The sequence below is a fragment of the Umezawaea endophytica genome (assembly GCF_025061645.1).
In the GTDB taxonomy this organism is placed as follows: Bacteria; Actinomycetota; Actinomycetes; order Mycobacteriales; family Pseudonocardiaceae; genus Umezawaea; species Umezawaea endophytica.
In genome coordinates this window covers 197091-222494 of record NZ_JANYMP010000012.1, presented here as the reverse complement: position 1 = coordinate 222494, position 25404 = coordinate 197091, and the positions used below count along the sequence as shown (strand labels likewise).

Annotated in this window: 25 protein-coding genes; 9 read left to right on the top strand and 16 right to left on the bottom strand. The window is 70.5% G+C overall.

The window, feature by feature from the left end; all coding sequences use genetic code 11:
* Positions 1–34: 34 nt before the first annotated feature.
* Together ilvN and NZH93_RS25225 are read right to left on the bottom strand one after the other, a co-directional pair.
* Positions 35–541 (bottom strand): acetolactate synthase small subunit, encoded by a 507-nt coding sequence (gene ilvN, locus NZH93_RS25230; RefSeq protein ID WP_106188137.1) that lies wholly within the window; start codon positions 539–541, stop codon positions 35–37.
* The gene (locus tag NZH93_RS25225) at positions 541–2373 is read right to left on the bottom strand and encodes an acetolactate synthase large subunit (protein ID WP_259625664.1); all 1833 of its coding nucleotides are present in this window, start codon (positions 2371–2373) and stop codon (positions 541–543) included. The genes ilvN and NZH93_RS25225 overlap by 1 nt, the downstream gene beginning before the upstream one ends.
* Positions 2374–2613: 240 nt before the next feature.
* Between NZH93_RS25225 and NZH93_RS25220 the strand changes: the two genes are divergently transcribed.
* The 3 genes from NZH93_RS25220 to ilvD all read left to right on the top strand — a co-directional run bounded on the left by NZH93_RS25220 (position 2614) and on the right by ilvD (position 5650).
* Complete coding sequence (locus NZH93_RS25220; RefSeq protein WP_259625663.1) at positions 2614–3168, top strand: PH domain-containing protein; 555 nt, start codon at positions 2614–2616, stop codon at positions 3166–3168.
* A gap of 122 nt (positions 3169–3290) precedes the next feature.
* On the top strand, positions 3291–3731 hold the full coding sequence (locus tag NZH93_RS25215; RefSeq protein WP_259625662.1) for a vitamin K epoxide reductase family protein: 441 nt from the start codon (positions 3291–3293) through the stop codon (positions 3729–3731).
* Between the two features lie 74 nt (positions 3732–3805).
* The gene (ilvD, locus tag NZH93_RS25210) at positions 3806–5650 is read left to right on the top strand and encodes a dihydroxy-acid dehydratase (RefSeq protein WP_259625661.1); all 1845 of its coding nucleotides are present in this window, start codon (positions 3806–3808) and stop codon (positions 5648–5650) included.
* A gap of 43 nt (positions 5651–5693) precedes the next feature.
* On the opposite strand, the gene NZH93_RS25205 is transcribed toward ilvD, so the two are convergent.
* Together NZH93_RS25205 and NZH93_RS25200 are read right to left on the bottom strand one after the other, a co-directional pair.
* A complete protein-coding gene (locus tag NZH93_RS25205) occupies positions 5694–6398 on the bottom strand; it encodes a DoxX family protein (RefSeq protein ID WP_259625660.1) in 705 nt (234 codons plus the stop codon).
* An 83-nt stretch (positions 6399–6481) separates the two neighbouring features.
* Positions 6482–7384: a 2-hydroxyacid dehydrogenase gene (locus NZH93_RS25200; protein WP_259625735.1), complete on the bottom strand. Its 903-nt coding sequence runs from the start codon at positions 7382–7384 to the stop codon at positions 6482–6484.
* A 68-nt stretch (positions 7385–7452) separates the two neighbouring features.
* Between NZH93_RS25200 and NZH93_RS25195 the strand changes: the two genes are divergently transcribed.
* Together NZH93_RS25195 and NZH93_RS25190 are read left to right on the top strand one after the other, a co-directional pair.
* Positions 7453–8385 carry an alpha/beta fold hydrolase gene (locus tag NZH93_RS25195; protein WP_259625659.1) on the top strand — a complete coding sequence of 311 codons (933 nt, stop codon included), beginning with the start codon at positions 7453–7455 and terminating at the stop codon, positions 8383–8385.
* 11 nt (positions 8386–8396) lie between these two features.
* Positions 8397–9590, top strand: a complete 1194-nt coding sequence (locus NZH93_RS25190) for a PQQ-dependent sugar dehydrogenase (RefSeq protein WP_259625658.1) — start codon at positions 8397–8399, stop codon at positions 9588–9590.
* Here NZH93_RS25190 and NZH93_RS25185 read toward each other — a convergent pair.
* From NZH93_RS25185 to gatC, 8 genes are all read right to left on the bottom strand, one after another.
* On the bottom strand, positions 9587–10165 hold the full coding sequence (locus tag NZH93_RS25185) for a TetR/AcrR family transcriptional regulator (RefSeq protein WP_259625657.1): 579 nt from the start codon (positions 10163–10165) through the stop codon (positions 9587–9589). The two genes, NZH93_RS25190 and NZH93_RS25185, sit on opposite strands and share 4 nt — an antisense overlap.
* 23 nt (positions 10166–10188) lie before the next feature.
* Positions 10189–11166 carry an aldo/keto reductase gene (locus tag NZH93_RS25180; protein WP_259625656.1) on the bottom strand — a complete coding sequence of 326 codons (978 nt, stop codon included), beginning with the start codon at positions 11164–11166 and terminating at the stop codon, positions 10189–10191.
* A 55-nt stretch (positions 11167–11221) separates the two neighbouring features.
* Positions 11222–13873 carry a CHAT domain-containing protein gene (locus NZH93_RS50805; protein ID WP_372506791.1) on the bottom strand — a complete coding sequence of 884 codons (2652 nt, stop codon included), beginning with the start codon at positions 13871–13873 and terminating at the stop codon, positions 11222–11224.
* Between the two features lie 91 nt (positions 13874–13964).
* Positions 13965–14180, bottom strand: a complete 216-nt coding sequence (locus NZH93_RS25170) for a hypothetical protein (protein ID WP_259625654.1) — start codon at positions 14178–14180, stop codon at positions 13965–13967.
* 297 nt (positions 14181–14477) lie between these two features.
* Complete coding sequence (gene gatB / locus NZH93_RS25165) at positions 14478–15980, bottom strand: Asp-tRNA(Asn)/Glu-tRNA(Gln) amidotransferase subunit GatB (protein WP_259625653.1); 1503 nt, start codon at positions 15978–15980, stop codon at positions 14478–14480.
* Complete coding sequence (locus NZH93_RS25160) at positions 15977–16168, bottom strand: hypothetical protein (RefSeq protein WP_259625652.1); 192 nt, start codon at positions 16166–16168, stop codon at positions 15977–15979. Before NZH93_RS25160 ends, gatB begins: the two co-directional genes overlap by 4 nt.
* Positions 16169–16170: 2 nt before the next feature.
* Entirely contained in the window at positions 16171–17682 is a 1512-nt protein-coding gene (gene gatA / locus NZH93_RS25155) for an Asp-tRNA(Asn)/Glu-tRNA(Gln) amidotransferase subunit GatA (RefSeq protein WP_259625651.1), read from the bottom strand.
* Entirely contained in the window at positions 17679–17978 is a 300-nt protein-coding gene (gene gatC / locus NZH93_RS25150) for an Asp-tRNA(Asn)/Glu-tRNA(Gln) amidotransferase subunit GatC (RefSeq protein ID WP_106188149.1), read from the bottom strand. The genes gatA and gatC overlap by 4 nt, the downstream gene beginning before the upstream one ends.
* A 261-nt stretch (positions 17979–18239) precedes the next feature.
* Between gatC and NZH93_RS25145 the strand changes: the two genes are divergently transcribed.
* Together NZH93_RS25145 and NZH93_RS25140 are read left to right on the top strand one after the other, a co-directional pair.
* Positions 18240–18893 carry an ACT domain-containing protein gene (locus NZH93_RS25145; RefSeq protein ID WP_259625734.1) on the top strand — a complete coding sequence of 218 codons (654 nt, stop codon included), beginning with the start codon at positions 18240–18242 and terminating at the stop codon, positions 18891–18893.
* 43 nt (positions 18894–18936) lie between these two features.
* Positions 18937–19803, top strand: coding sequence for a MerR family transcriptional regulator (locus NZH93_RS25140; RefSeq protein WP_259625650.1), 867 nt, complete (start codon positions 18937–18939; stop codon positions 19801–19803).
* Between the two features lie 241 nt (positions 19804–20044).
* Here the strand turns inward: NZH93_RS25140 and NZH93_RS25135 are convergent, their stop codons facing one another.
* Positions 20045–20773, bottom strand: a complete 729-nt coding sequence (locus NZH93_RS25135) for a 3-keto-5-aminohexanoate cleavage protein (protein WP_259625649.1) — start codon at positions 20771–20773, stop codon at positions 20045–20047.
* Positions 20774–20905: 132 nt separating this feature from the next.
* Here NZH93_RS25135 and NZH93_RS25130 point away from each other — a divergent pair, with 132 nt between their 5' ends.
* On the top strand, positions 20906–21130 hold the full coding sequence (locus NZH93_RS25130) for a hypothetical protein (RefSeq protein WP_259625648.1): 225 nt from the start codon (positions 20906–20908) through the stop codon (positions 21128–21130).
* A 101-nt stretch (positions 21131–21231) separates the two neighbouring features.
* Positions 21232–21687: an SWIM zinc finger family protein gene (locus NZH93_RS25125; protein WP_259625647.1), complete on the top strand. Its 456-nt coding sequence runs from the start codon at positions 21232–21234 to the stop codon at positions 21685–21687.
* Here the strand turns inward: NZH93_RS25125 and NZH93_RS25120 are convergent.
* From NZH93_RS25120 to ligA, 3 genes are all read right to left on the bottom strand, one after another.
* Complete coding sequence (locus NZH93_RS25120) at positions 21631–22428, bottom strand: hypothetical protein (protein WP_259625646.1); 798 nt, start codon at positions 22426–22428, stop codon at positions 21631–21633. The two genes, NZH93_RS25125 and NZH93_RS25120, sit on opposite strands and share 57 nt — an antisense overlap.
* 317 nt (positions 22429–22745) lie before the next feature.
* Positions 22746–23240, bottom strand: a complete 495-nt coding sequence (locus NZH93_RS25115) for a GNAT family N-acetyltransferase (RefSeq protein ID WP_259625645.1) — start codon at positions 23238–23240, stop codon at positions 22746–22748.
* Positions 23233–25374: an NAD-dependent DNA ligase LigA gene (gene ligA, locus NZH93_RS25110; RefSeq protein ID WP_259625644.1), complete on the bottom strand. Its 2142-nt coding sequence runs from the start codon at positions 25372–25374 to the stop codon at positions 23233–23235. The genes NZH93_RS25115 and ligA overlap by 8 nt, the downstream gene beginning before the upstream one ends.
* Positions 25375–25404 lie beyond the last annotated feature (30 nt).

The following is a 25404-nucleotide window of genomic DNA, read 5'->3' as shown; positions in this document are numbered from 1 at the left end:
TTCTTCCTTCCCTACAACGGAAAACTGGGGGTGGCTAGCGCACCGCGGTAGCGGTGATCGAGCGAGCGCCGCGGCCGATCGCGACCATGCCGGACTGCACGATCTCGCGGAGCCCGTACGGCTCCAGCATTCGGAGCAGCGCGTCGAGCTTGTCAGACGTGCCCGTGGCCTCGACGGTGACGGCCTCCGGTGACACGTCGACGACCTTGGCGCGGAAGAGCTGCACGGTTTCGAGCACCTGGCTGCGCACGGTCGCGTCGGCCCTGACCTTCACGAGCAGCAGTTGTCGCTGAACCGAAGCGGTCGGCTCCAGCTCCACGATCTTGATCACGTTGATCAGCTTGTTGAGCTGCTTGGTGACCTGTTCCAGTGGCAGTTCGTCGACCGAGACGACGATGGTCATCCGGGAGATGTCGGGGTACTCGGTGCGGCCGACGGCGAGGGATTCGATGTTGAACCCCCGCCGGGAGAACAGGCCCGCGACGCGCGCGAGCACACCGGGCTTGTCCTCGACCAGAACGCTCAGGGTGTGCCGGGTCATCACAGGTCCTCATCGAACAGTGGGCGGATGCCGCGTGCGGCCATGATCTCGGAGTTGCCGGTGCCCGCCGCGACCATCGGCCACACCTGGGCGTCCTTGCCGACCACGAAGTCGATGACGACCGGCCGGTCGTTGATCTCCATGGCCTGCCTGATGACCGCGTCGACCTCTTCGCGGGACTCCGCGCGCAGTCCGGCGCAGCCCATGGCCTCGCCGAGCAGCTTGAAGTCCGGGATGCGGTGCTTGTGCGTGCCGAGGTCGGTCTGCGAGTAGCGGCCCTCGTAGAACAGGTTCTGCCACTGGCGGACCATGCCCAGGTTGCCGTTGTTGATGACGGCGACCTTGATCGGCAGGCCCTCGATGGCGCAGGTGGCCAGTTCCTGGTTGGTCATCTGGAAGCAGCCGTCGCCGTCGATGGCCCACACCTGCTTGTCCGGCGCGCCCGCCTTGGCGCCCATGGCCGCGGGGACCGCGTAGCCCATGGTGCCGAGACCGCCGGAGTTGATCCACGTGCGCGGGTTCTCGTACTTGATGAACTGCGCCGCCCACATCTGGTGCTGGCCGACGCCCGCGGTGTAGAGCGCGTCCGGACCGACGAGCTGGCCGATGCGCTCGATCACGTACTGCGGCGACAGCGTCCCGTCGACCGGCTCGTCGTAGCCGAGCGGGTAGGTCTCCTTGAGGCCGTTGAGGTAGCCCCACCACGGCGCCAGGTCGACGGTCTTGCCGGAGTGCTCGACCTCGACCTTGATGGCGTCGACCAGCTCGGTGATGATCTCCTTGCAGTCACCGACGATCGGCACGTCCGCGCGGCGGTTCTTGGAGATCTCCGCCGGGTCGATGTCCGCGTGCACGACCTGCGCGTTCGGCGCGAACGACGAGAGCTGGCCGGTGACCCGGTCGTCGAACCGCGCGCCGAGCGCGACCAGGAGGTCCGCCTGCTGCATCGCGGCGACCGCGCCGACCGAGCCGTGCATGCCGGGCATGCCCATGTGCTGCGGGTGCGAGTCCGGGAACGCGCCCTTCGCCATCAGGGTCGTGACGACCGGGATGCCGGTGGACTCGGCGAGCGCCAGCAGTTCCGCGTTGGCGTTGGCCTTGATGACGCCGCCGCCGACGTAGAGCACCGGCTTCTTCGCCGCCGCGATCAGCTTCGCGGCCTCCCGCACCTGCTTCCCGTGCGGCCTCGTCGTCGGGCGGTAGCCCGGCAGGCGCAGCTCCGGCGGCCAGGAGAACGTCGTCATCTCCTGGAGCACGTCCTTGGGGATGTCCACCAGCACGGGGCCGGGTCGGCCCGTCGACGCCAGGTGGAACGCCTCGGCGATCGCCCGCGGGATCTCCGCCGGGTCGGTCACGAGGACGTTGTGCTTCGTGATCGGCATCGTGATGCCGCAGATGTCGGCCTCTTGGAACGCGTCCGTGCCGATCAGCGGGCGGCTCTGCTGCCCGGTGATCGCGACGACGGGGACGGAGTCCATGTTCGCGTCCGCGAGGGGGGTGACCAGGTTCGTCGCGCCGGGACCCGAGGTCGCCATGCACACGCCGACCTTGCCGGTGGCCTGCGCGTAGCCGGTCGCGGCGTGGCCCGCGCCCTGCTCGTGGCGCACGAGGACGTGCCGGACCTTGGTCGAGTCGAGCAGCGGGTCGTACGCGGGCAGGATCGTCCCGCCGGGGATGCCGAAGACGATTTCGCAGCCGACGGCTTCGAGTGAACGGACGAGCGACTGGGCACCGGTTACGCGGATCGGGGCTCCGCTCGGCGGGGCCGGTTTGGGCCGCGGACCGGGGCGGGGCGACTCGCCTGGGGCCTGTCGCGAGGTTGCGCTAGTCATCTGTCTGCCTCGTGGTGTCGGATGCGGTGGTGGGCCCACCTAGGGGTCCGGGCACGAAAAAACCCTCGACAACCCGAACGGGTCGTACGAGGGTCGCGCGTCGACGCAGCTTCTACTGCCTAGGCGTCGACGCGCCTGGGAAGTACGAGAACGAGCGTGCGCTGCATGTCGGTGACGTTAACGGTGAATCCGCGACATCGTCAACTGGGCGGGATCGAAATCCCGGATCGTGGACGTGACGTGCTGCACGTATCCGGCCCGGAGTCACCCGCTCGGCTGACCGGTGCGACCATGGCGGACGTGGACAAGCTGGTCTTCCGAATCCCCGCCGTCGCCCTCCTCGCCTCCGGGGTGGGGTTGATCTGCGTGACGCCGGTGGCGTTCGCGGTGCCCGGCCTCCAGGTGCTCTACGCGCTGCCGCTGGCGTTCGCCGTGTGGGTGGTGCGGCTCAGGACGACGGTGACCGCGGAGCGGATCGTCGCGCGCGGGCTGTTCGGCAGCAGGACGGTGGCCTGGGACGACGTCAAGGCCGTCAAGCTGTCGGAGAAGTCCTGGTTGAGCGTGGTGCTCACCGACGACAAGCTGGTCAAGCTCCCCGCCGTGCGGATGATGCACCTGCCCGCGCTGTCGGCGGTCAGCGGTGGCCGGATCACCGTCCCGACGGCCAAGGCCGAGGAGCCCGCCGACGACGAGGAGCCGGTGGCCGCCGTCGAGCCGGTCGACGCCCCTGTCGAGCCCGTCGAGGAGGCCGTCGCCACGGACGACGCCGACCGCGAACGCGCCGAACGCCCCTGACGACCCGCGGCGGCGGTTCGGTGTCCCGCACCGGACCGGCCCCTGCCGGAAGATCACTCGATCAGGTAGCACGACACCGCGGTTCACACCAGCCCAACCCACGCCCTCCGTACAGTCGACGGGTGCTCAAGACTTCCCGCGTCCCTCTGGCCAGCCTCCTGCTGGCGCTGGCGGGACTGGCCGTGTCGATCTACCTCACCGTCGCGCACTACAGCACGACCGACCTGCTGGTCTGCGCGGAGAACAGCCTCGTCGACTGCGCCTCCGTCACCAGCAGCGACCAGTCCAGGCTGTTCGGCATCCCGGTCGCCGACCTGGGCACCGCGTTCTATGCCTTCCTGACCCTGCTCTGCCTCCCCCAGGCCTGGCGCAGCCGGAACCCGTGGATCGGCTGGGCGCGGCTCGGGTCGGTGGGCGTCGGCGTCCTGATGGTCGTCTACCTCATCGCGGCCGAGGTGTTCCTGATCGGCAAGATCTGCCTGTGGTGCACCGTCGTGCACGTGATCACGCTCGCACTGGCCGCTCTACTGGTAACCGCTGAGCTGCGCACGAGTAACGTCTGAGGCACCGGCCCCACCCGCTCGTCACGCCCACCAGGCGTCTGATCATCTCGCTGTTCCCAGATTCTGGAGGAGCCGTGCCCCCGCTCCGGTCCCGCACCACCACTCATGGCCGCAACGCCGCAGGCGCCCGTTCGCTCTGGCGGGCGACCGGCATGACGGATTCCGACTTCGGCAAGCCGATCATCGCCATCGCGAACTCCTACACGCAGTTCGTGCCCGGTCACGTGCACCTGCGCGACCTCGGTGACATCGTCGCCGAGGGCATCCGCGAGGCGGGCGGGGTGCCGCGCGAGTTCCACACGATCGCGGTGGACGACGGCATCGCCATGGGGCACAGCGGGATGCTGTACTCGCTGCCCTCGCGCGAGGTGATCGCGGACGCCGTCGAGTACATGGTGAACGCGCACCAGGCCGACGCGATCGTCTGCATCTCGAACTGCGACAAGATCACGCCGGGCATGCTGAACGCCGCGCTGCGGCTGAACATCCCGGTGGTGTTCGTGTCGGGCGGGCCGATGGAGGCTGGCAAGGCCGTCATCGTGGACGGGGTGGCGATCCCCTCGTCCGACCTGATCACGACGATCTCCGCGTCGGCGAACTCGAACGTCGACCAGGCCGGTCTGGACGAGGTCGAGCGGTCGGCGTGCCCGACGTGCGGGTCGTGCTCCGGCATGTTCACCGCGAACTCGATGAACTGCCTGACCGAGGCGCTCGGGTTGGCGCTGCCGGGCAACGGTTCGACGCTGGCGACGCACGCCGCGCGCCGGGAGCTGTTCGTCGAGGCGGGCAAGACCGTCGTCGAGCTGTGCCGCCGCTGGTACGAGCAGGACGACGAGACGGCGCTGCCGCGGACGATCGCGAACCGCAAGGCGTTCGAGAACGCGATGGCGCTGGACATGGCGATGGGCGGATCGACCAACACGGTGCTGCACATCCTCGCCGCCGCGCAGGAGGGCGAGATCGACTTCACCCTCCAGGACATCGACGACATCAGCCGTCGGGTGCCGTGCCTGTCGAAGGTGTCGCCGAACTCGGACTACCACATGGAGGACGTGCACCGGGCGGGCGGCATCCCCGCGCTGCTCGGTGAGCTGGACCGCGGTGGCCTGCTGCACCGGGACGTGCACTCGGTGCACAGCCCGTCGCTGGAGCAGTGGCTGACCGAGTGGGACGTGCGCGGCGCGGGCCCGTCCGAGCGGGCCGTGGAGCTGTTCCACGCCGCCCCCGGAGGGGTTCGGACCACCGAAGCGTTCTCCACGTCCAACCGCTGGTCCTCTTTGGACACCGACGCGGCCGGGGGCTGCATCCACGACGTGGAGCACGCCTTCACCAAGGACGGCGGCCTGGCGGTGCTGCGCGGCAACCTGGCCGAGCGCGGCGCGGTCATCAAGGCCGCGGGCATCGACGAGGAGCTGTGGCACTTCGAGGGCCCGGCACGAGTCGTGGAGAGCCAGGAGGAGGCCGTTTCGGTGATCCTCAAGAAGGAGATCCAGGCCGGTGACGTGCTGGTGGTCCGCTACGAGGGTCCCGCGGGCGGGCCGGGCATGCAGGAGATGCTGCACCCGACCGCGTTCCTCAAGGGCTCCGGGCTCGGCAAGAAGTGCGCGCTGATCACCGACGGGCGGTTTTCCGGCGGGTCGTCGGGGCTGTCGATCGGGCACGTCTCGCCGGAGGCGGCGGGCGGCGGCGCGATCGGGCTCGTCCAGGACGGCGACCGGATCCTCATCGACGTGCACGAGCGCAGGCTCGAACTGCTGGTGGCCGACGACGTGCTGGCCGAGCGCCGGGCGAAGATGGAGGCGGCCGAACGGCCGTGGCAGCCGGTGGACCGGGTGCGCCCGGTGACCGCGGCGCTGCGGGCGTACGCGCGCCTCACCACGGACGCGTCGACCGGGGCCGTGCGCGACCCCTCGCGGTAGGCCGGGAGTCCGAGGGCCCGCCGCGGCGGGCCCTCGGGCGCTCCTACACCGAGCGGAACACGTACAGGGTCGTCGCGACGGCCGCGGCGGAGATGATCAGGAAGATGAAGCCGCTGAACAGGGGTCGGCGGAACCAGGAGCGGCCGTAGTCGAGCGCGGCCCGGCCGGGGCCGGTGAACAGCAGCGCGAAGGCCATGACGGCGAAGGACGCCTCCTGCTCCACGCCGGGCGCGCCGAAGAAGCCGCCGCCCCACTTCACCACGATGGCGTTGACCATCACGCCGAGGAGCCCCGCGGCGGCCAGCGGCGTGAACAGGCCGAAGACCAGCAGGATGCCGCCGCCCAGCTCGGTGATGCCGGTGACCCACGACAGGATGCGGGCCTCGCGGAAGCCGGAGGTCTCCAGGAACTTCGCGAAACCGTCGATGCCGGGGCCGCCGAACAGGCCGAACACCTTCTGGAGGCCGTGCACGATGAACGCGGCGCCGAGGCCGACCCGCAGCACGAACAGGCCGAGGTCGGTGCCGCCGTTCCACCCGAAGACCCGCCGGTCGTCGTCGTCCTCGTAGTGCGACGCCACCGGGTCGAGAGGGGTGTAGCCGGTGTTGTCGTAGGACTTCGTGGACGCGTCGAACGCCTGCGTCCCGTCGTCGAAGTGGTGCACGCCTCCGCTGGAACCGCTCGCCGGGTAGAAGCCGTCGTCGGGGTAACCGCCGGAGCTCGCCGAGCGATCGTCGTGAGTAGCCACGAACCGGCACGATAGGAGACTCCGGCGGCGTTGGCGAGAGCCCATTCCGCCAGACCCCTAGGCGCGGATGCCGACCCAGCGGCTCAGTAGTCGCCTTTCACCAGGTTGGCGGGCTGCTCACCGGCCGCGAACCTGGCCACCTCGGAGGCGACGACGGCGTACGAGCGGCGTTCGGACCCCGTGCAGCTACCCGCCACGTGAGGGGTGAGGAACAGGCCGGGGGCGGTCCACAGTGGATGTTCGGCGGGCAGCGGCTCCGGCTCGGTCACGTCCAGCGCGGCGCGCAGCCGACCGCTGGTCAGCTCGGCGAGCAGGGCGTCGGTGTCGACCACGGGGCCGCGGGCGCCGTTGACCAGGATCGCGCCGTCGGGCATGGCGGCGAGGAAGTCGGCGTCGACCATGCCCGTGGTCTCGTCGGTCAGCGGGACGACGATCAGCACGGCGTCGTGCTCGGGCAGCAGCGCGGGCAGCTCGTCCATCCCGTGGACGCCGTCGCGGGCCGTGCGGCCGACGAGAGTGGCGGTCGCGTCGAACGGTTCGAGCCTGCGGCGGAACTGCTCGCCGAGATCACCGGCTCCGACGACGAGGACGCGCTTGTCCTGGAGGGTGTCGGTGACGTGGTAGTCCCACCGGCGTTCCCGGCGGGCGACCTCGAACGCCGGGAACTCGCGGTAGATCGCGAGCAGCGCGCCGATCGCCCACTCCGCGGTGCTGCCCCCGTGCGCGCCCCGGCACGTGGAGAGCAGCACGCCCTCCGGGACCTGGCCGACGAACCGCTCCGCGCCGGCGCTGAGCAACTGCACCAGTTCGAGCTTCGGGAGCTGGGCGTAGACCTCGTTCGGACTCGTGCCCTGGAGGAACCTGGGCACGAACACCCGCGCCTCGGCGGCCTCCGGCGGCAGGGGTTCGCCCGGCCGGTAGCGGATCGCGCTGACACCGTCCACGGAGGACAGCACCGACACGCCGTAGTCATCGGGGACCAGCACCAGCACGTGATTTCCGGTTCCACCGGTGGGTAGCGCCACACCGGTAAACCTACGGCACACTGCTCGCCATGCAGGAGCACGACGTCAAGAGCGGGGACGGCACGCGGATCCGGGTGTGGCGGACCTCGTCGGAGGGCCCCACCGTCCTGCTGTGCCCCGGCTTGGGCACCACACCCGAGACGTGGCCCGCGCTGGTCCTGCCGTCGGCCGGTGTGCGGGTGGTGAGCTGGTACCACCGCGGCACGATGGGGTCGGAGCGGCCGGAGGACGAGTCGCGGATCGGGCTCGCCGACCACGTGGCCGACGCGCTCGCCGTCCTGGACGACGCGGGCGTCGAGTCGTGCGTGGTGCTCGGCTGGTCGATGGGCGTGACGGTCGCGGCCGAACTGGCGCTGCGGCACCCGGACCGCGTGTCCGGGTTGATGCTGGTCGCGGGCGCGCCGGGTGACTCGTTCGAGAGCATGCTCGGCATGTCCGGCCTGCCGTCGGACGTGCGCAGGCTCATCGGCCTGACCGGTGTGAAGGCGCTGCGCGCCGCGGGTCCGCTGCTGGACCTGGTGCTGCACCGGCTGCCGGTCAACCAGGTGACGACGTTCCTGCTCCGGCACAGCGGGCTGATGATGTCGTCGAGCGCGTCGGAGGCCGTCGCCGGCTCGATGAAGCGGTTCCTGCTGCACGACTGGGGCTGGTACTTCACGTTGGCGCTCGCGCTGGGTCGGACGCCCCGGCAGGACCTCACGGGCGTGACGTGCCCCACAACGGTGCTGGCGGGCCGGTACGACGTGCTGGCGTCGCCGGAGAGCATGGCCGGGCCCGCCGGGGCGCTGCCCCAGGCTCGGGTCAGGGTGCTGCCGACCAGCCACTTCCTCCCGCTGGACGCGCCGGACGTGCTCGCCGACGAGCTGCTGCTCCTGGTCGACCGGGTCGACGCCGTGCACCGGGCGCTGTGCGACCTGGACCCGCCGTCGCCGCTCACCCCGTGTTCACGGCCTCGCGCCTAGGGTCACTTCCCGTGCCACGTCCTCAGCGGTTGCTCCGCGCAGTGCTCGCCAGCACGGCCATCGGCCTGCTCGCCGCGGGCTGCGCGGACTTCCCGGAGCAGCCGTCGGCCGCGGGGTGGAGCGCCCAGCCGCAGCTCACGCCGCAGGCGGGCCCGACGCCCGAGATGCCGGGCGGGCTGCCGCAGGGCGGCGGCCAGCAGCAGGGTGGCCAGCCGCCGACGTCCGTGCCACCGCCGGAGGGCTGCAAGGACTTCAACCCCGCCGTCGTGGCGACCTGCCTGAACCCCGTCTCCGGGGTGGCTCTGATGGACGTGAACCAGTCGACCGGCGTCGTGACGGCGCTGGCCACCGAGCGCTCCACCGGCAAGCTGCTCAAGGTCAGCAAGGACGTCGACCCGGTCGAGGTGGCGACCTTCGCCGTCGACGCCACCGGTGACGGCGGCCTGACCGGCCTCACCCTCTCGCCGACGTACGGCGAGGACCAGCTCGTCTACGTCTACCTGACCACGGACACGGACAACCGGGTCATGCGGCTCGCCCCCGGCGACACGCCGAAGCCAGTGCTGACCGGCATCCCGAAGGGTGCGACCGGCAACCGCGGCGTGCTGGGCTACGACCACGAGGGCGCCCTGCTCGTCGCGACCGGTGACGCGGGCAACCCCGCTCTGGCCGCCGACCCGGCCTCCCTCGCGGGCAAGCTGCTGCGCATCGACGCCGCGGGCCAGCCCGCCACGGGCAACCCCACGACCGGCTCCGCCGTGGTCGCCAGCGGCTTCCGCTCCCCCGGCGGCGTGTGCGTGTCGGCCGACGGCACCAAGACGTGGGTCACGGACTCCACGGCCTCCGCGGACGTGCTCTACAAGATCGCGTTCGGCAAGCCGCTCGGCGCGCCCGCGTGGTCGTGGCCGGACAAGCCGGGTGTCGGCGGGTGCGCGTCGCTGTCGAACATGATGTGGGTCGCCACGTCGAACGCGCCCGGCACGCAGATGATCTCCATGAACGCCGAGGGCAGCTTCACCGGTAAGCCGGAACCGTTCCTGGACAAGGAGAACGGCTTCGGCCGCATCGGACCGCTGGTGGCGCTGGACGACAACACGGCGCTGGTGGGCACGGTGAACAAGGCTCCGGGTGGGGCGCCGGTCTCCAGCGACGACCGCGTGGTGATCGTGGTGCGGGACAGCTCGAGCGGCGGCAGCAAGGACTAGTGCGGCCGGAGGCCGTCCACGACGAGGGCGCACACGTCGGCGAGCACCTCGTCGCGGCCGGGCAGGCTCCACTCGCCCACGTGGGCCGGGTGGTGGAAGGCGGCGGTCGCCTCGAACACCGCCAGGGCCGCGGTCGCGGGGTCGGTGGCCGCGAACGCACCGGACCCGACGCCGTCGACGATGATCGCCTCCAGTTGGCGCAGCAGGTCCGAGACGTGCTCGCGGGCCACCGTCCCGGTCTCCAGCACGAGGACGCGGTACGTCTCGAACAGCTCGGGCTCGTCGGCCGCCCTGCGGCGCTTGGCCAGGTGCAGCGCGACCAGCCAGTCCCGCAGCCGCTCCGGCGGGGGCAGGCGCGGGTCGTCCGCCGCGGCCAGGACGTCGTGCACCTGCGCCAGCCAGCGGCGGGTCACCGCCTCGCGGAGGGCCGCCTTCGACGGGAAGTGCCGGTACACGGCCGCGTGGCTGACGCCCAGCGCCCTGGCGACGTCCACCACGGTCGCCTTGGACGAGCCGTGCCGCCGGAGGACGTCCTCGGTGGCGAGCATGATCGTCTCAGCGTCCAGGGCGGCCATCGCGCGACCTTAGCGCCGTCACGTCAGCGCTCGCTGTCCAGCATCGCCATCAGCGGCGCGGCGTAGCGCTCCCCCGCCACCGCGCCCGCGGGCACGGCTTCCTCGATCGCGGCCAGGTCGGCGTCGGTCAGGACGAGGTCGGCGGCCGCCACCGCGTCGGCGACGCGACCGGGGCGGCTGGCGCCCACGAGCGCGACGACGTCGTCGCCCTGGGCCAGCACCCACGCGACGGCGAGTTGCGCCACCGTCGCGCCGCGGGCGTCCGCGACCGCGCGCAGGCGGTCGACCAGCGCCAGGTTGGCGGCGAGGTGCTCGCCGTGGCGCGGCAGGTGGCCGACCTCGCCGCCGCCCGCGTACGCGCCGGTGAGCAGGCCCTGCGCGAGGACGCCGTACGCCGTGACGCCGACCCCGAGTTCGCGGCAGGTGGCCAGGATCGACCGCTCGACACCGCGGCTGAACAGCGAGTACTCGATTTGCAGGTCGGCGATCGGGTGCACGGCGTTGGCCCGCCGGAGGGTGTCCGCGCCGACCTCGGACAGGCCGATGTGGCGCACCCACCCCGCCTCGACCATCTCCGCGACCGCGCCGACGGTGTCCTCGATCGGGACGGCGGGGTCGAGCCGGGCCGGGCGGTAGACGTCGACGTGGTCGACGCCCAAGCGCTGCAACGAGTACGCGAGCGCGCTCTTCACGTGCGCCGGGCGCGCGTCGATCCCGAGGAAGCGGCCCGCGGGGTCGCGCAGCCCGCCGAACTTGTCGCTGATCACCACGCGGTCGCGGTCGCCGTCGCGCAGGGCTCGGCGGATCAGCCACTCGTTGTGGCCGTTGCCGTAGAAGTCGCCGGTGTCGACCAGGGTGATGCCCGCGTCGATCGCCGCGCGGATCGTGGCCACGCCGTTCTCGTCCCGAGCGGGGTCGGGGGTGCCCGCGGACATCGGGCCGCAGCCGAGTCCGATCGACGGCACGAGGGGGCCTTCGGTTCCGAGTCGTCTCTTCTCCACCCGGCGACCGTAGCGCCGGGAGTTACAGATTACAAGTTTTGAAACTTGTAACCACTCACCCCGAGCCCAGGCACACGAACGGGCGGCGGAGCGGGTCGATCGCGATGGCGTCGGCGAGCGCCACGGCCGGTGAGGAGCCCGAGGCGAGGCCGCGGTGGTAGTCGCCCATGGCGGCCGCCGCGGGCTCGTCACCGACCCGGCTGCTGGCCGCGATCACGGTCTGCGCGCCGCTGGCCAGCATCGCCCCGGCGAACCCGAGCGCCTCGTCACCCGGTCGGATGCGGTTGAGGGCCAGTTCGCACGCGGCGAGCACGACCTGCTTCGGCGGGCGCCTGACCCGGCCCACCTCGTGCGCGAAGAGGGCGCCGTCGGCCAGTTCCAGGCGGGAGAACAGGGCGTTCTCCGGTTCGTGCTCGCCGTGCGCGGCGATGTGGGCGAGGGTGACGCCGTCGAGGGCTTCGAGGACCGTGCCGACCCTGGCCTCCTCGCCACCGAGCGAGGTGGCGTCGACGTGGTAGCCGGCGAGCTTGTCGATCTCGCCCTCGGCGGCCTGGAGACCGGGACCGCGGACGAGCAGCACACCCGCCGCCGCGTCCTCCGCCGCCTGGACGGTGGCGAGCCACGCGGTGGCCGACGGGACCACGGTGGTGGGCCTGGACTTGCACAGCGCGAGGACGCCCCACGGGACCACGTACAGCGCGCCCGTGGGGACGATGATCAGCTCACGGTCGCCGAGCAGGTCCGCGAGGGGCTGGAGGAGCTGGCGGTCGAGGAGGTCCGCCTGGCGGCGGGCGGACGTGGCGATGACCTCGGCCAGCGGGGCCGGGAGGTAGTCCGGGGCCAGGGCGTTGAGGTCGGCGTGCAGGCGGAGCGCGGCCTCGGTGGCGGCGGACGCGGAACCGAGGCGGACCATGCGGACCCGTCCGGCCACCACGACCACGGCCACCATGGCGTCACCGGACGAGGCGAAGCTGACCATCGCCCGGTCGTCCAGCTCCGCCTGGACCTCCTTGAGGTCGGCGACCGGGCGGGCCTTGCCCCACGGGCTGGCGCTCCAGCCGAGGCGCATGGCGTCGCGCTGGCTCGTGGCGTAGCGGACCTCCAGGGTGGAGGTCGGGTGGCCGTCGAGGCGGGCGCGGAGCAGGGCGCGGCTGAGCTGGCGGACTTCGGCGATGCTCTCGACCAGCTCGGAGTCCATCGTGGACTCGACGGGCTCGTAGCGGTACATCTGGGCGCGGGTGCGCTCCAGCCAGGTGAACAGCCGCTTGGCCGCCGCCGCGGTGTCGGTGCCGTCCAGCACCAGCCGCACCGCCAGCTCGCCCAGTTCACGACCGTGCAGCGCGGTGCCGGACACCAGCTCCAGACCACCCATCTGGTCGCGCATCCGGCCCAGTTCCGCCAACCCGGCCTTCGCCTGCGCCAGCGCGACCCGGCGGTTGCCGGTCGCCAGCGCGAGTTCGGCACGGGCCAGGCGGACGAGCATCCGCTGGTCGATCGGACTGGTGCGGCGGGTGCGGGGCACGTCGCGCAGCAGTTCGGCGGCCCGGTCGGTGTTGCCGCGCCGCACTTCCACGCGCACGGCGAGGGCGTGCGCCACGGCGGCTTGGTCGCCGAGCTTCTGGGCGGTGAGCCGGTCGGCCAGTTCCAGCGCGCGGTCGACCACGCGCTTGGACGGGCGCTTGCTCTCCAACGCCCGCAGCACGTCCACGCGCAGCGCGATCAGCCCCGCGACCGCGGCCCACGCCGGGCTGCCGCGCTGGACGAGCTTGCGCTGCGCGGCGTTCGCCATCCGCTTGGCGGTGACGAGTTCCCCGTCCAGCAGCGCGGCGGCGGCGCGGAACAGTTCGGCCTCGGCGATGTCCTGGCCGACGCGCTGCCTGCGCAGTTCCGGCAGGACCTCGTCCAGGTGCCGCCCCGCCTCGTCGGCGAGGCCGACGCTGATCATGGCTTCGGCCTGGTCGATGCGCAGCCGGAGCAGCATCCCCGGCTCCAGCTCCTGGTACGCGCGGTTCGCGTCCTCGTAGCGGCGCAACGCCGACGGCAGGTCGCCCGCCCGTTGCAGCACGTTGCCGAGCGCGTGGGTGGCGATGGCGCCGCTGAACGGCATGTCGTGCTCGGCGGCGAGGTCGACGACGCGGTTGAGGTCGCGCGTCGCCTGGGTGATGCGGTGCAGTTCGCCGTAGGCGTTGCCGCGGTTGGTCAACGCGATGACCAGGGCCTTGACGACCTCGGCCACGTCGCCGTCGCCTTCGGCCAGTTGGCGTTCGTGGTAGTCGACGTCCGAGTCGACGTGGGTGATGCCCTCTTCGAGCCGTCCGACGCGGAAGAGCAGGACGCCGCGGTTGCCGTCCAGCAGGCCGAGCAGCTCGTCGCGTTCCGGGAAGTCCGGGAACAGCGCCAGGTCTTCCCGCGCGCCTGCCAGGAGGGTGAGCCCGTCGTCGACGTGGCTGGTCTCGGCCAGGCACCAGGAAAGGGTGACCAGGAGCCTGGTGCGGACCTCGACGCGGGTGACGTCGTCCACGCTGTGGTGGTCGAGCAGCGCCAGGCCGCGGCGGAGGATCGCGGCGGCCTTCAGGTGCTTGCCCGCGACCGTGGTCGCCTTGCCGGTGCGGTGGAACTCCCGCGCGCGGCGGACGATCTCTTCGGGATCCGCGGAACGGGAGACGCCTCGCGGCGGGGTCCTCGACGATGACGCAGGCACTAACATATAAGAGCACAAACGATAATCGGGTACTGACTGCCAGTCGGTGCGGAACCGTTCGGCAGCCAGTACCCGATGAGCGTCACGCGGGGTCGACCTAGTTCGCGGGAACCGGCTCCGAGTGGGTCTGGTACGGGCCGCCGTTCGGCACGGCGCCGCCGCCACCGCCACCAGGGGTGGGCACCGGGTCCTCGTGGGTCTGGTACGGCCCGCCGTTGGTCTCCTCACCGCCGGTGCCGGGCTCGGTGGGCTCGGGCTCGCCGTCCAGGACAACGATGTCGTTGGTCGACTTGGGGTCGGTTTCAGCAGCCATGAGTTGTTCTCCCCTAACAACAGGCGACCCGTCCGGGTCGATACCTGATCCGGTTTGTCAAGATCATTCCCAAGCCCCCCGGCTTGGTGAACGGGGTAAGCCTTACACAGATGGACGCATCTTCGATGAGCAATTTCACCCATAGCGACCAGAAATAAGACTCAGGTCATGCCTGACCAGCGTTTACGACGTGTCCCGAGCGGTCTGCACCACCCGTTCGGAGCAAGCCGCTAACACAACGGAGGCGTTGTCCGGACCGCATAAAGCGGACTGGACAACGCCTCCGACGTGGAATAACTAGGAGCAGCGGGAGATCACGAGTTCACGAACCCGCTTCGCGTCCGCCTGGCCCTTCGTGGCCTTCATGACCGCGCCGACGATCGCGCCCGCCGCGGCGACCTTGCCGTCGCGGATCTTGTCCGCCACGTCCGGCTGCGCCGCCAGCGCCTCGTCGACGGCCTTCTCCAGGGCCGAGTCGTCCGAGACGACCTTGAGCCCGCGGGCCTCGACGACCTGCTCCGGCTCGCCCTCGCCGTCGAGGACGCCGATGACGACCTCGCGGGCGAGCTTGTTGGTCAGCGCGCCCTCGTTGACGAGCGCGACGACCTTCGCCACCTGCGCGGGGGTGATCGGCAGCGCACCGAGCTCCACACCGCGGGTGTTGGCCTGCTGCATCAGGTACGACACCCACCACGACCGCGCCTCGACGGACGTCGCGCCCGCCTCGACGGTGGCCGCGACGAGGTCGACCGCGTCCGCGTTGACCAGGTCGCGCAGCTCGGCGTCGGTGAGCTTCCACTCGGCCTGGACGCGCTTGCGGCGCTGCGCGGGCATCTCCGGCAGCGTGAGGCGCAGTTCCTCGACCCACTCGCGCGACGGCGCGATCGGCACGAGGTCGGGCTCCGGGAAGTACCGGTAGTCCTCGGCGGTCTCCTTGCGACGACCCGCGCGGGTCGTGCCGGAGGCCTCCTCGAAGTGCCGCGTCTCCTGCACGATCTCGCCGCCCTCGGCGAGGATCGCCGCCTGGCGGGTCATCTCGAACCGCACGGCCCGCTCGACGCTGCGCAGCGAGTTGACGTTCTTCGTCTCGGTGCGCGTGCCGAGCACGCCGGTCTCCTTGGGGCTCAAGGAGACGTTGGCGTCGCAGCGCAGCGAGCCCTGGTCCATCCGGACGTCGGACACGTCGAGCGCCTTGAGCAGGTCGCGCAGCGCGCTGACGTACGCGCGGGCCACCTCGGGCGCCCGCTCGGCCGTGCCGGGGATCATCTTCGTGACGATCTCGATCAGCGGCACACCGGCGCGGTTGTAGTCGAGCAGCGAGTGCTCGGCGCCGTGGATCCGACCGGCCGTGCCGCCGACGTGCAGCGACTTGCCGGTGTCCTCCTCCATGTGCGCGCGCTCGATCTCCACGCGGAAGACCTCGCCGTCGTCCAGCGTCACGTCGAGGTAGCCGTTGAACGCGATCGGCTCGTCGTACTGGGACGTCTGGAAGTTCTTCGGCATGTCCGGGTAGAAGTAGTTCTTCCGCGCGAAGCGGCACCACTCCGCGATCTCGCAGTTGAGCGCGAGACCGATCTTGATCGCCGACTCGACCGCGATGCCGTTCACGACCGGCAGCGCGCCGGGCGCGGCCAGGCAGACCGGGCACACGTGCGTGTTCGGCTCGCCGCCGAACTCGTTGGCGCAGCCGCAGAACATCTTGGTCTTGGTGTGCAGCTCGACGTGCACCTCCAAGCCCAGCATCGGGTCGAAGCGCTCGACGACCTCGTCGTAGTCCATCAGGTCAGCCACGCTCGTCACGCCTTCCCGTCCTTCCGGAACCCGCGCACGGCCAGCGCCGCGCCGGTGACGGCCACGGCGATGCTGGCGACCGCGTTCGCGAGCGCCAGCTTGTCCTTGTCACCCCTGGCGGTGCGCAGGGTGGAGAACGCGCTCGCGGCGGCTGCCACCGCGCCGAGCAGGCCCATGATCCCTCGGGCTTTCCTCATCGTCAGATCCCTTCCAACTGCGGGACGCGCTGGATGAGCGGACCGCCCTGGGCCGCGTCGCGGGCGACCTCGTAGGCGGCGGCGACCCGGTACATGCGGTGGTCCTGGAGCGGCGGAGCCATGATCTGGAGACCGACGGGGAGACCGTCGTCGGCGGACAGTCCACTCGGGACGTTCATCGCCGCGTTGCCCGCCAGGTTCGACGGGATGGTGCAGAGGTCGGCCTTGTACATCGCCATCGGGTCGCCGGAGCGCTCGCCGATCTTGAACGCCGTGGTCGGCGTGGTCGGCGAGACCAGCACGTCCACGGTCGCGAACGCGGCGTCGAAGTCCCGCGAGATGAGCGTGCGGACCTTCTGCGCCGAGCCGTAGTACGCGTCGTAGTAGCCGGACGACAGCGCGTACGTGCCGATCATGATGCGGCGCTTGACCTCGGCGCCGAAACCGGCCTCGCGGGTCAGCGACATGACCTCCTCGGCGCCGTGCGAGCCGTCGTCGCCGACGCGCAGGCCGTACCGCATGGCGTCGAAGCGGGCCAGGTTGGACGAGGCCTCGCTGGGCGCGATCAGGTAGTACGCGGGCAGCGCGTAGTCGAAGCTGGGGCAGGAGACCTGGACGACCTCCGCGCCGAGCTGCCGGAGCTGCTCGACGGCCGCCTCGAACGACGCCAGCACGCCGGGCTGGTAGCCCTCGCCGCTGAACTGCGTGACGACGCCGACGCGGACGCCGGACAGGTCGCCGGACGCGCCTTCGCGGGCGGCGGCCACGACCGGCGGCACCGGGGCGTTGATGGACGTGGAGTCCCGGTCGTCGTAGCCCGCGATGACCTCGTGCAGCAGGGCCGCGTCGAGGACGGTGCGGGCGCACGGCCCGGCCTGGTCCAGCGAGGACGAGAACGCAACCAGACCGTAACGGGACACCGAGCCGTAGGTCGGCTTCACGCCGACCGTGCCGGTCACGGCGCCGGGCTGGCGGATGGAGCCGCCGGTGTCCGTGCCGATGGCCAGTGGCGCCTCGAACGCGGCCAGCGCCGCGGAGGAGCCACCGCCGGAGCCGCCGGGGATGCGGTCCAGGTCCCACGGGTTGTGGGTCGGGCCGTACGCGGAGTTCTCCGTGGAGGAGCCCATGGCGAACTCGTCCATGTTGGTCTTGCCGAGGATGACGACGCCCGCTTCGCGGAGCCTGCGCGTCACCGTCGCGTCGTACGGCGAGTGCCAGCCCTCGAGGATCTTCGACCCGCACGTGGTCGGCATGCCCTCGGCGACGAGCACGTCCTTGAGCGCCAGCGGGACGCCCGCCAGCGGTGACGCCACCGGACGACCGGCGGCGACGTCGTCGTCGACCTGCTTGGCGGCGGCGAGCGCGCCCTCGGTGTCGACGTGCAGGAACGCGTTGATCCCCTTGTCGACGGACGAGATGCGGTCGAGGTGCGCCTGGGCGACCTCGACGGCCGAGACCTCGCCGCCGTGGATCTTGGCCGCCAGCTCGGCGGCCGTGCTGCGGATCAGGCTCATGCTTCCTCACCCAGGATTCGGGGCACGCGGAAGCGACCGTCCTCGGCGGCGGGGGCGCCCGCGAGCGTCTTGGCCTGGCCGAGGCTCGGGCGCACCACGTCCTCGCGGAACACGTTGGTCAGCGGAACGGCGTGCGACGTCGGCGGGATGTCGGCGGTGGCGATGTCGCCCACCGCCGACACCGACTGAAGGATGACGTCGAGCTGACCGGCGAACAGGTCGAGCTCGTCGTCGGTGACGGCCAGCCTGGCCAGCCTGGCCAGGTGCGCGACCTCGTCGCGGGAGATGCTGGGCACCTCGTCAACCCCCGTGGGTCGGTAGTCGGATTTTTGGACTACACGAGTCTATGGCGAGGTCAGCACACGCTCCGACCGGGTTACCGAGGGCCGCTGAACGGGCGTTGCGCGATTTTACCGGAGCGCAACTGTCGGAGGAGAGTCGGAAAGCGATAGTTCGTCTGCGAGAATCACCGGTCGGCGGTAACGGCACGTGGCGCGTACCGCTCACCGAACCGCTCGGGTGATCTTCTCCCGCGCATGAGCATGGAGGCGTTCACCGTGTCCTTCCTGATCCGGGTTCAACTCCCGGACCGTCCCGGCACGCTCGGCGCGGTCGCTTCGGCGCTCGGCGAGATCGGGGCTGACATCCTCAGCGTGGACGTGGTGGAACGCGGCGGCGGTGTGGCGATCGACGACCTCGTGGTCGAACTGCCCTCCGGACGCCTCCCCGACGTGCTCATCACCGCGGCCGAGTCCATCGAGGGTGTCGAGGTCGACGCGGTGCGCCCGTACGCGGGCGTGCTGGACACGCACCGCGAGCTGGAGCTGGTGGAGGAGGTCGCCGAGGAGCCCGCGAAGGGCCTCGCCGTCTTCACCGAGGGCGTCCCGAAGATCATCCGCGCGGGCTGGGCCGTCGTGCTCGGCCACGACGCCAAGGGCGTCCACCGGATCACCGCCAGCTCGGCGGCCCCGGAGACCCGCATGACGAACCCGCCGTGGTTCCCGCTCCAGCGCGCGACCGTGCTGGACGGCGAGGAGGACTGGGTCCCCGAGACCTGGCAGGAACTGGGCACCGAGCTGGCCGCCACGCCGTTGGGCAAGCCGGACCGCGTGCTGCTCGTCGGCCGTCCCGGCGGACCGATGTTCCGCGCCGCCGAGGTCGCCCGGCTCGCCCACCTGGCCGGGATCGTCGCGGTCGTCCTGCCGGACTGAGGTTGACCCTGACACCGTGTGAGGCCGTTGACTCGGAGGCGACATGTTCGGCATCGGGGACTTCGCCAAGCACGGTCGTGTGTCGGTGCGAATGCTGCGCCACTACGACGAGATCGGCCTGCTCAGACCCGCGCGCGTCGACCCGTTCACCGGGTACCGCGCGTACGAGGGTTCGCAGTTGGCCAGGCTCAACCGGATCATCGCGCTCAAGGACCTCGGGTTCACGCTCGTCCAGGTCGGCGGGATCCTCGACGAGAAGGTGAGCGTCGAGGAGCTGCGCGGGATGCTGCGGTTGCGGCAGGTCGAGCTGACGGCGGCGATCACCGCCGACCGGGCCAGGCTGGTCAGGGTCGAGGCGAGGCTCCGGACGATTGAGGATGAGGGGCTCATGCCTTCGGATGACGTCGTGGTGAAGAGCGTTCCGGCCGTGCGGGTGGCCGAGTTGAGCGCGGTGGCGGGCGGGTTCGACCCGGAGCACATCAGCCCGGTGATCCAGCCGCTGTACGAGGAGCTGATGCGCAGGCTGGGGGCCGCGGGCGTGACGCCGACCGGGATGGGGCTGGCGTACTACGTGGACCTGCCGGACGGGGTCGAAGTGCACGCGGGCATCGAGGTGGGAGCGGACGTCGAGGTGGGCGCTGGTGTCGGGGTGGGCGCTGGTGTTGGGGTAGGCGCGTCGGTGCCGGGTCGTGACTTCGACGTCGTCGACCTGCCGGCGTACGAGCGGGTGGCGACGATCCTGCACCGCGGGTCGATGGACGAGGTGATGCCCGACGTCCAGGCGTTGGCGCGGTGGATCGACGACAACGGTTACCGCACGCTGGGGCCGTCGCGTGAGCTGTACCTGGAGTGCCCGGAGGACAAGGCGCTGTGGGTGACGGAGCTCCAGGAACCGATCGGTCCGGCCTAGCGCCGAGGTTGGTCCGGCCAAGCGCCGGGGTTGGTTGCCGGGCCGGGGTTGGTCGGCCTAGCGCCGGGGTTGGTTGCCGGGCGGGGTTGATCGGCCTAGCGCCAGGATTGGTCGGCCTAGTGCTGGGGCTAGTTGCCGGGCCGGGCATGAAGGTTCGGGAACCCATCGGTCTGGTGCTGGGCTCGGTCGCGGGTGGCGAGTGCCGGTCCTGGTCCTGACTTCGCGAGCGGGCCTGATCAGGTCAGCGGGGGCCCAGGTTGTGCAGGGTGCGGTGGGCCAGGGTGATCAGGGTCGCGTTGTCCGGGGCGGGGGTGCCGTCCGGTAGGTGGAGGGTGTCCTCCAGGCCGGCGCGGGTGTCGAGTTCGAGGCGGGCCGCGTGGCAGAGCACCGGCCACGCGGTGTCGTCCTCGCCGTGCAGCAGGAGCGGCAGGCCCAGCGGTTCCAGTTCCGCCAGCAGCGCTTCCGCCGTGGGGATCGGGTCGGTGCCGGGCTGGACCTCGGCCAGGACCCGCCTGGTCCCCGGCGGTGGCCCGCTCGCGACCAGTGCCCGCGCGGCCTCGACGTGGAAGACGCCCAGCTCGATCCCGATGCCCGCCCGGTGCAGCGCGGCGCACACCTCGGTCCAGCCGTCCTCGTGGACGTTGACCGAGGCGACGTCCGGCCGCCCCGCCGCCAGCCCCGCCCAGCCCGCCACCAGCTCGGCCCGCCGGACCGGGTCGGGCTGGATCCACCCGCCCGTGGTCACCCCGATCTCGACACCGGGCACGGCGGCCCGGACCACCGCGACCGTCGTCGCCACCTCCGGACCCGCCAGCACCTCCAGACCGACCAGGTCCCGCGGGTGCAGGTGCAGCGACGTGACACCGAGCGCCGCGACGGCGGCGGCGTCCGCGGCGAGCTGGGCGGGTGAGGTCGGCAGGGCCGGGTGGCTCCCGAGCGGGCGAGCGCCGTTGAGGCAGGCTTGCAGCACGCGATCCACGTAACCACAGGCCGGTCGGAGGTTCCATTCGCAAGCGAGTGCTTCGCCACGCGCTGCGCGTTCGGGGTGGGGCGGTGAGAATCGGGCCGCACGGTGATCTTCGGGTACCAGGAGGACGCGATCATGGCTGTTTCGGTCAACCTCGACTCGCTGTTGGACAAGGCGTACGAGAACATGCCCCTCACCGACATCCTCGACGCGCCGGTAGCGGCGTTGTCCGGGGTCAGCGACGGTGACGCGGAGAAGTTGAAGGCGGCGTTCAACATCAAGACGGTGCGGGACCTGGGGACGAACAAGTACTTCCGGGCCGCGGTGACGTTGTTGGACCTGGAGAAGAACTCGGGCTGAGGTGCGGGTGGCGGCACCGGTGCGTGGCGCCGGTGCCCCGCCGGACGGGTTGGGAACACCATCCTTGCGGGTGAATTCTCGGCTCGTAGTTGAATACGATCATGCCGACGCTCACCACCGAGATGCTTCAGCACAAAGCTGGCGCCAAGTCGTTCTGGCGCGGGCTCGGCTATCGGGACTCGGTGATCGAGTTGCGGGTGCTGCGCAGGCACGTCGCCGCGCGGGTCGAAGGAGCGGGCTCGTACGCGGTGGAGCTGGCCTGGCGGGACGAGCAGCTCGCGGGCGAGTGCTCGTGCCCGTACGGGGAGCAGGGGTTCTTCTGCAAGCACCTCGTGGCGGTCGGGCTGGTGCTGCTGGACCGCGGTCACGAGGTGCCGCCCGCCGACGCGGAGGACGTCGAGCTGCGGTCGCACCTGCGGACGCTCAGCCACGAGGAGTTGGTGGAGCTGCTGTACCACCAGGCCGGGCGCGACCGGTCGCTGTACGACCTGATCCACGGGTCAGGCGAACCCGCTGAGCCTGCCCATGGCGTCGAGGAACGCGGACATGTCCGCTAGCTGGGCCGGGTCGTACTCGGCGATCCGGCGCTGGGCGTGCACCACGACCTCGGTGACCCTGGCGGTCAGGTCCTCGTGGGCGGCGATGATCAGGGAGTCGGAGTAGGGCTCGTCCACGCCGATCGTCAGGTCGGCGAACACGTCACCCGGTTGCAGCAGGTCGGTCAGTTCGGGTCTGCCGCCGCTCCTGAGCCCGGCCAGGAGGCGTTCGTGGTCCTGGACCGCGAAGACGGTGACCTCGGCAGCGGCGTCGGCGATGGTGGCCCGGAGCAGCGCCACGAGGTCGCTCGGGGCGTGGAGGGCGAAGAGGCCGGCGTGGGTGGCGTGTTCCTGTTGCCACGGGGTGGGTTCCGGGCGGAAGGGCACGCAGGCCCTGGCGGGGGTGAAGCCCTGGTCCCTGGCGACCACGTCCGGGGCGCCCGCTTCGACGCTGTACTCCCAGTTGATGAACTCCGGGTCACGGCCCAGGAGTTCGGTGGCCTTGTCGCGGTAGTAGGTGGGGATGGCGAATCTGTTGCCGCCTTCGGTCAGGCGCCAGAGCAGGCCTAGGTAGACGGCTATCTCTTCGCAGTTGATGTTGTTGATGGCGTACTCGGTCATGGGGGTGCGGGTGAGGAGGACGCCGTTGTCGGTCCACTCCTCGAAGAGACCTGGCCAGGGGTCGTCCAGTGGGAGGTCTTCGCCAGGGAGGTAGGCGTAGCGGTGCAGACCAGCCAGTTGGTCAGTCTCGAAGGAGATCACGAGGGGATCATAGGGAGGGGGGATGTGGTGTCCCTGCAAGGAAAATGGGGACTGATCGATCTACGGGGGAGGGGTTGGAAGCTGCGGTTCCGTTGGGGGTCGCGTGGTGCGTGTGGGTTGCGTCGGGGTCTAGTTGTGGACGCGGGTTGGTGGGGAGTGTGGCCGATTTGACTTGGGGCCCCTAGATTTGCCCCTTCGTCGGACAATAAAGGGCAGAGGTGAAGCTGCCGTCCGACGCAAGTTTAAGGGGCAAATCCCCCAAGTAAAATCGGCCACGGTTGGGTGGGCGCGTTGCGTTTGTGGGTGGTTGGCGTTTTTTAGAGCTTGAGGATGAATGCTTTTGCTGTTAGGCCTGGTAGAGGATGCCAGTCTCGGTCTGGTAGGCGGGTGAAGCCTTGGCGGGTGTAGAGGCGGTGGGCTGTTTCCATGTGTTCCGAGCTGCTCAGCACTAGGTGGTGGGCGCCTTGTTCTTGGGCTCTACTGATTGCTGCTTGCACTAGTAGTTCACCTATGCCCCGGCCACGTGCTTTGGGAGCTACCGCCAGCATGCGGAATTCCAGTTCGCCTTCGCGGGAGACTTCTGACCATTGAGTGTTGGGGTGGACTATTGTTACTGTGCCCACTACTTCGTCCGCGGTTATCGCTACCAGTAGTTCTGCTTCTTTTGCTCTTGCTGTGGCGTTTGCCAACTGGTCTGCGTAGCCGCCTGTGTGGGAGTCGATGTGGTTGTCCGCCAGGTAGGCGGCTACCGTGATTTCGCCTGCCGCTGCCCACTCGTCCGGGTGGGCTGGGCGGATGGTGATGTCATTCATCTGTTTCCTCGGTGCCTGTGGTGGCTACCTCGGTGGCGGCTTCTGGGCCCTCGTTGAGGAGGGTGCGGAAGCCTGCCTCGTCCAGGACTGGGACCTTGAGTTGGAGGGCCTTGTCGTGTTTTGAGCCTGGGGCTTCGCCTACTACTACGAAGGCGGTTTTCTTGGAGACCGCGCCCGCTGCTTTGCCGCCTCTGGAGAGGATGGCTTCCTTCGCCTCGTCCCTGGAGAAGGTTTCCAGGGAGCCGGTGACGACGATGGAGAGGCCCTCCAGGTTGCGGGGGACGCTGGTGTCCCTGGTCTCTTCGGTGCGGACGCCTGCGGCTCGCCACTTTTCCACGATGTCTTGGCGCCACTGGGTTTCCGCCCATTCGCGGACGGCTAGTGCGATGGTGGGGCCTACGCCCTCGGCGGAGGCCAGTTCTTCTTCCGACGCGGTGGCGATGCGGTCGATGGAGCCGAACTCGCGTGCCAGTGCGCGGGAGGCGGTGGGGCCTACGTGGCGGATGGAGAGGGAGACGATGATTCTCCACAGTGGACGGCTCTTGGCTGCTTCCAGGTTGTCCAGCAGCTTTTGCGCGTTGGCGTTGAGGACGCCCTGCATGGTGCGGAAGAGTTCCACCTCCAGCAGCTTGTCCGCGTCCAGCGTGAACAGGTCGCCCTCGTCGGTGTAGGCGTCCGAGTCGGCCAGGGCCACGGCGGCCTCGTAGCCCAGGACCTCGATGTCGAGGGCTGAGCGGCTGCCCAGGTAGGCCAGGCGTTCCCGTAGTTGGCCAGGGCAGGCCTGGGCGTTGGGGCAGCGGATGTCGACGTCGCCCTCCTTCATGGGGCGGAGCTGCCAGCCGCACTCGGGGCACGCCAGGGGCATGACGAACGGGTGAGCGTCTGCCGGGCGGATGTCGATGACCGGGCCGAGGACCTCGGGGATGACGTCGCCCGCCTTGCGGATGACGATGCGGTCGCCGATCCAGACGCCCTTGCGCTCGACCTCGCTGGCGTTGTGCAGGGTGGCCCTGGCGACCGTCGAGCCCGCGACCTTCACCGGCTCCATCACGGCGTACGGGGTGACGCGGCCGGTGCGGCCGACCTGGACCTTGATGTCCAGCAGCGTCGTCGTCGCCTCCTCCGGCGGGTACTTGAAGGCGATGGCCCAGCGCGGGGCGCGGGAGGTGGTGCCGAGGCGGCGTTGCAGGGACACCTCGTCGACCTTGACGACGATGCCGTCGATCTCGTGCTCGGCGTCGTGGCGGTGGGTGCCCCAGTGCTCGACGTGCTCGGCCACCTCGGCGAACGAGGCGAGCACCTTCGTGTGGGTCGACACCGGCAGGCCCCACGCGCGGAGCGCCTCGTACGACTCGGACTGGCGGGTCGGTTCGAAGCCCTCGCGCTTGCCGATGCCGTGGCAGATGAGCAGCAGCGGCCTGCTCGCGGTGATCTTGGGGTCCTTCTGCCGCAACGAGCCCGCGGCGGTGTTGCGCGGGTTCGCGTACGGCGGTTTGCCCGCCTCGACCAGCTTCGCGTTCAGCTCGACGAACCCCTCGACCGGCATGAACACCTCGCCGCGCACCTCCACCAGCGCGGGCACGGGGTACTCGGCGGTGCCCGTCAGCCGTTGCGGGACGCTGGCCATCGTGCGGACGTTCAGCGTCACGTCCTCGCCGGTGCGGCCATCACCCCTGGTCAGGGCGCGGACGAGCTTGCCGTCCTGGTAGAGCAGGTTGATGGCGAGGCCGTCGATCTTCAGCTCGCACAGGTAGTGCGTCTCGCCGCTGAACGCCTTCTCGATCCGCTCGAACCAGCCCCGCAGCTCCTCAAGGTCGAACACGTTGTCGAGGCTGAGCATGCGTTCGAGGTGGTCGACGGCGGTGAACTCGGTGGAGAACGTGCCGCCGACGCGCTGCGACGGCGACTCGGGCGTGACCAGCGAGGGGTGCGCGGCCTCCAGGGCCTCCAGTTCCTTGAGCTGGGTGTCGAACTCGCCGTCGGTCACCGTCGGCGAGTCGAGCACGTAGTAGCGGAACTGGTGGCCCAGCAGCTCCTCCGCGAGGGCGGCGTGGCGCTCACGGACCCCGGTGGGCACGTCCTCGACGCCCTCGGCGGTCAGTGAGGTGGGGTTCAGGTCCTCGTTGCTGGTCACGGGTGGAGCGTAACGAGGGGGTCCGACAAT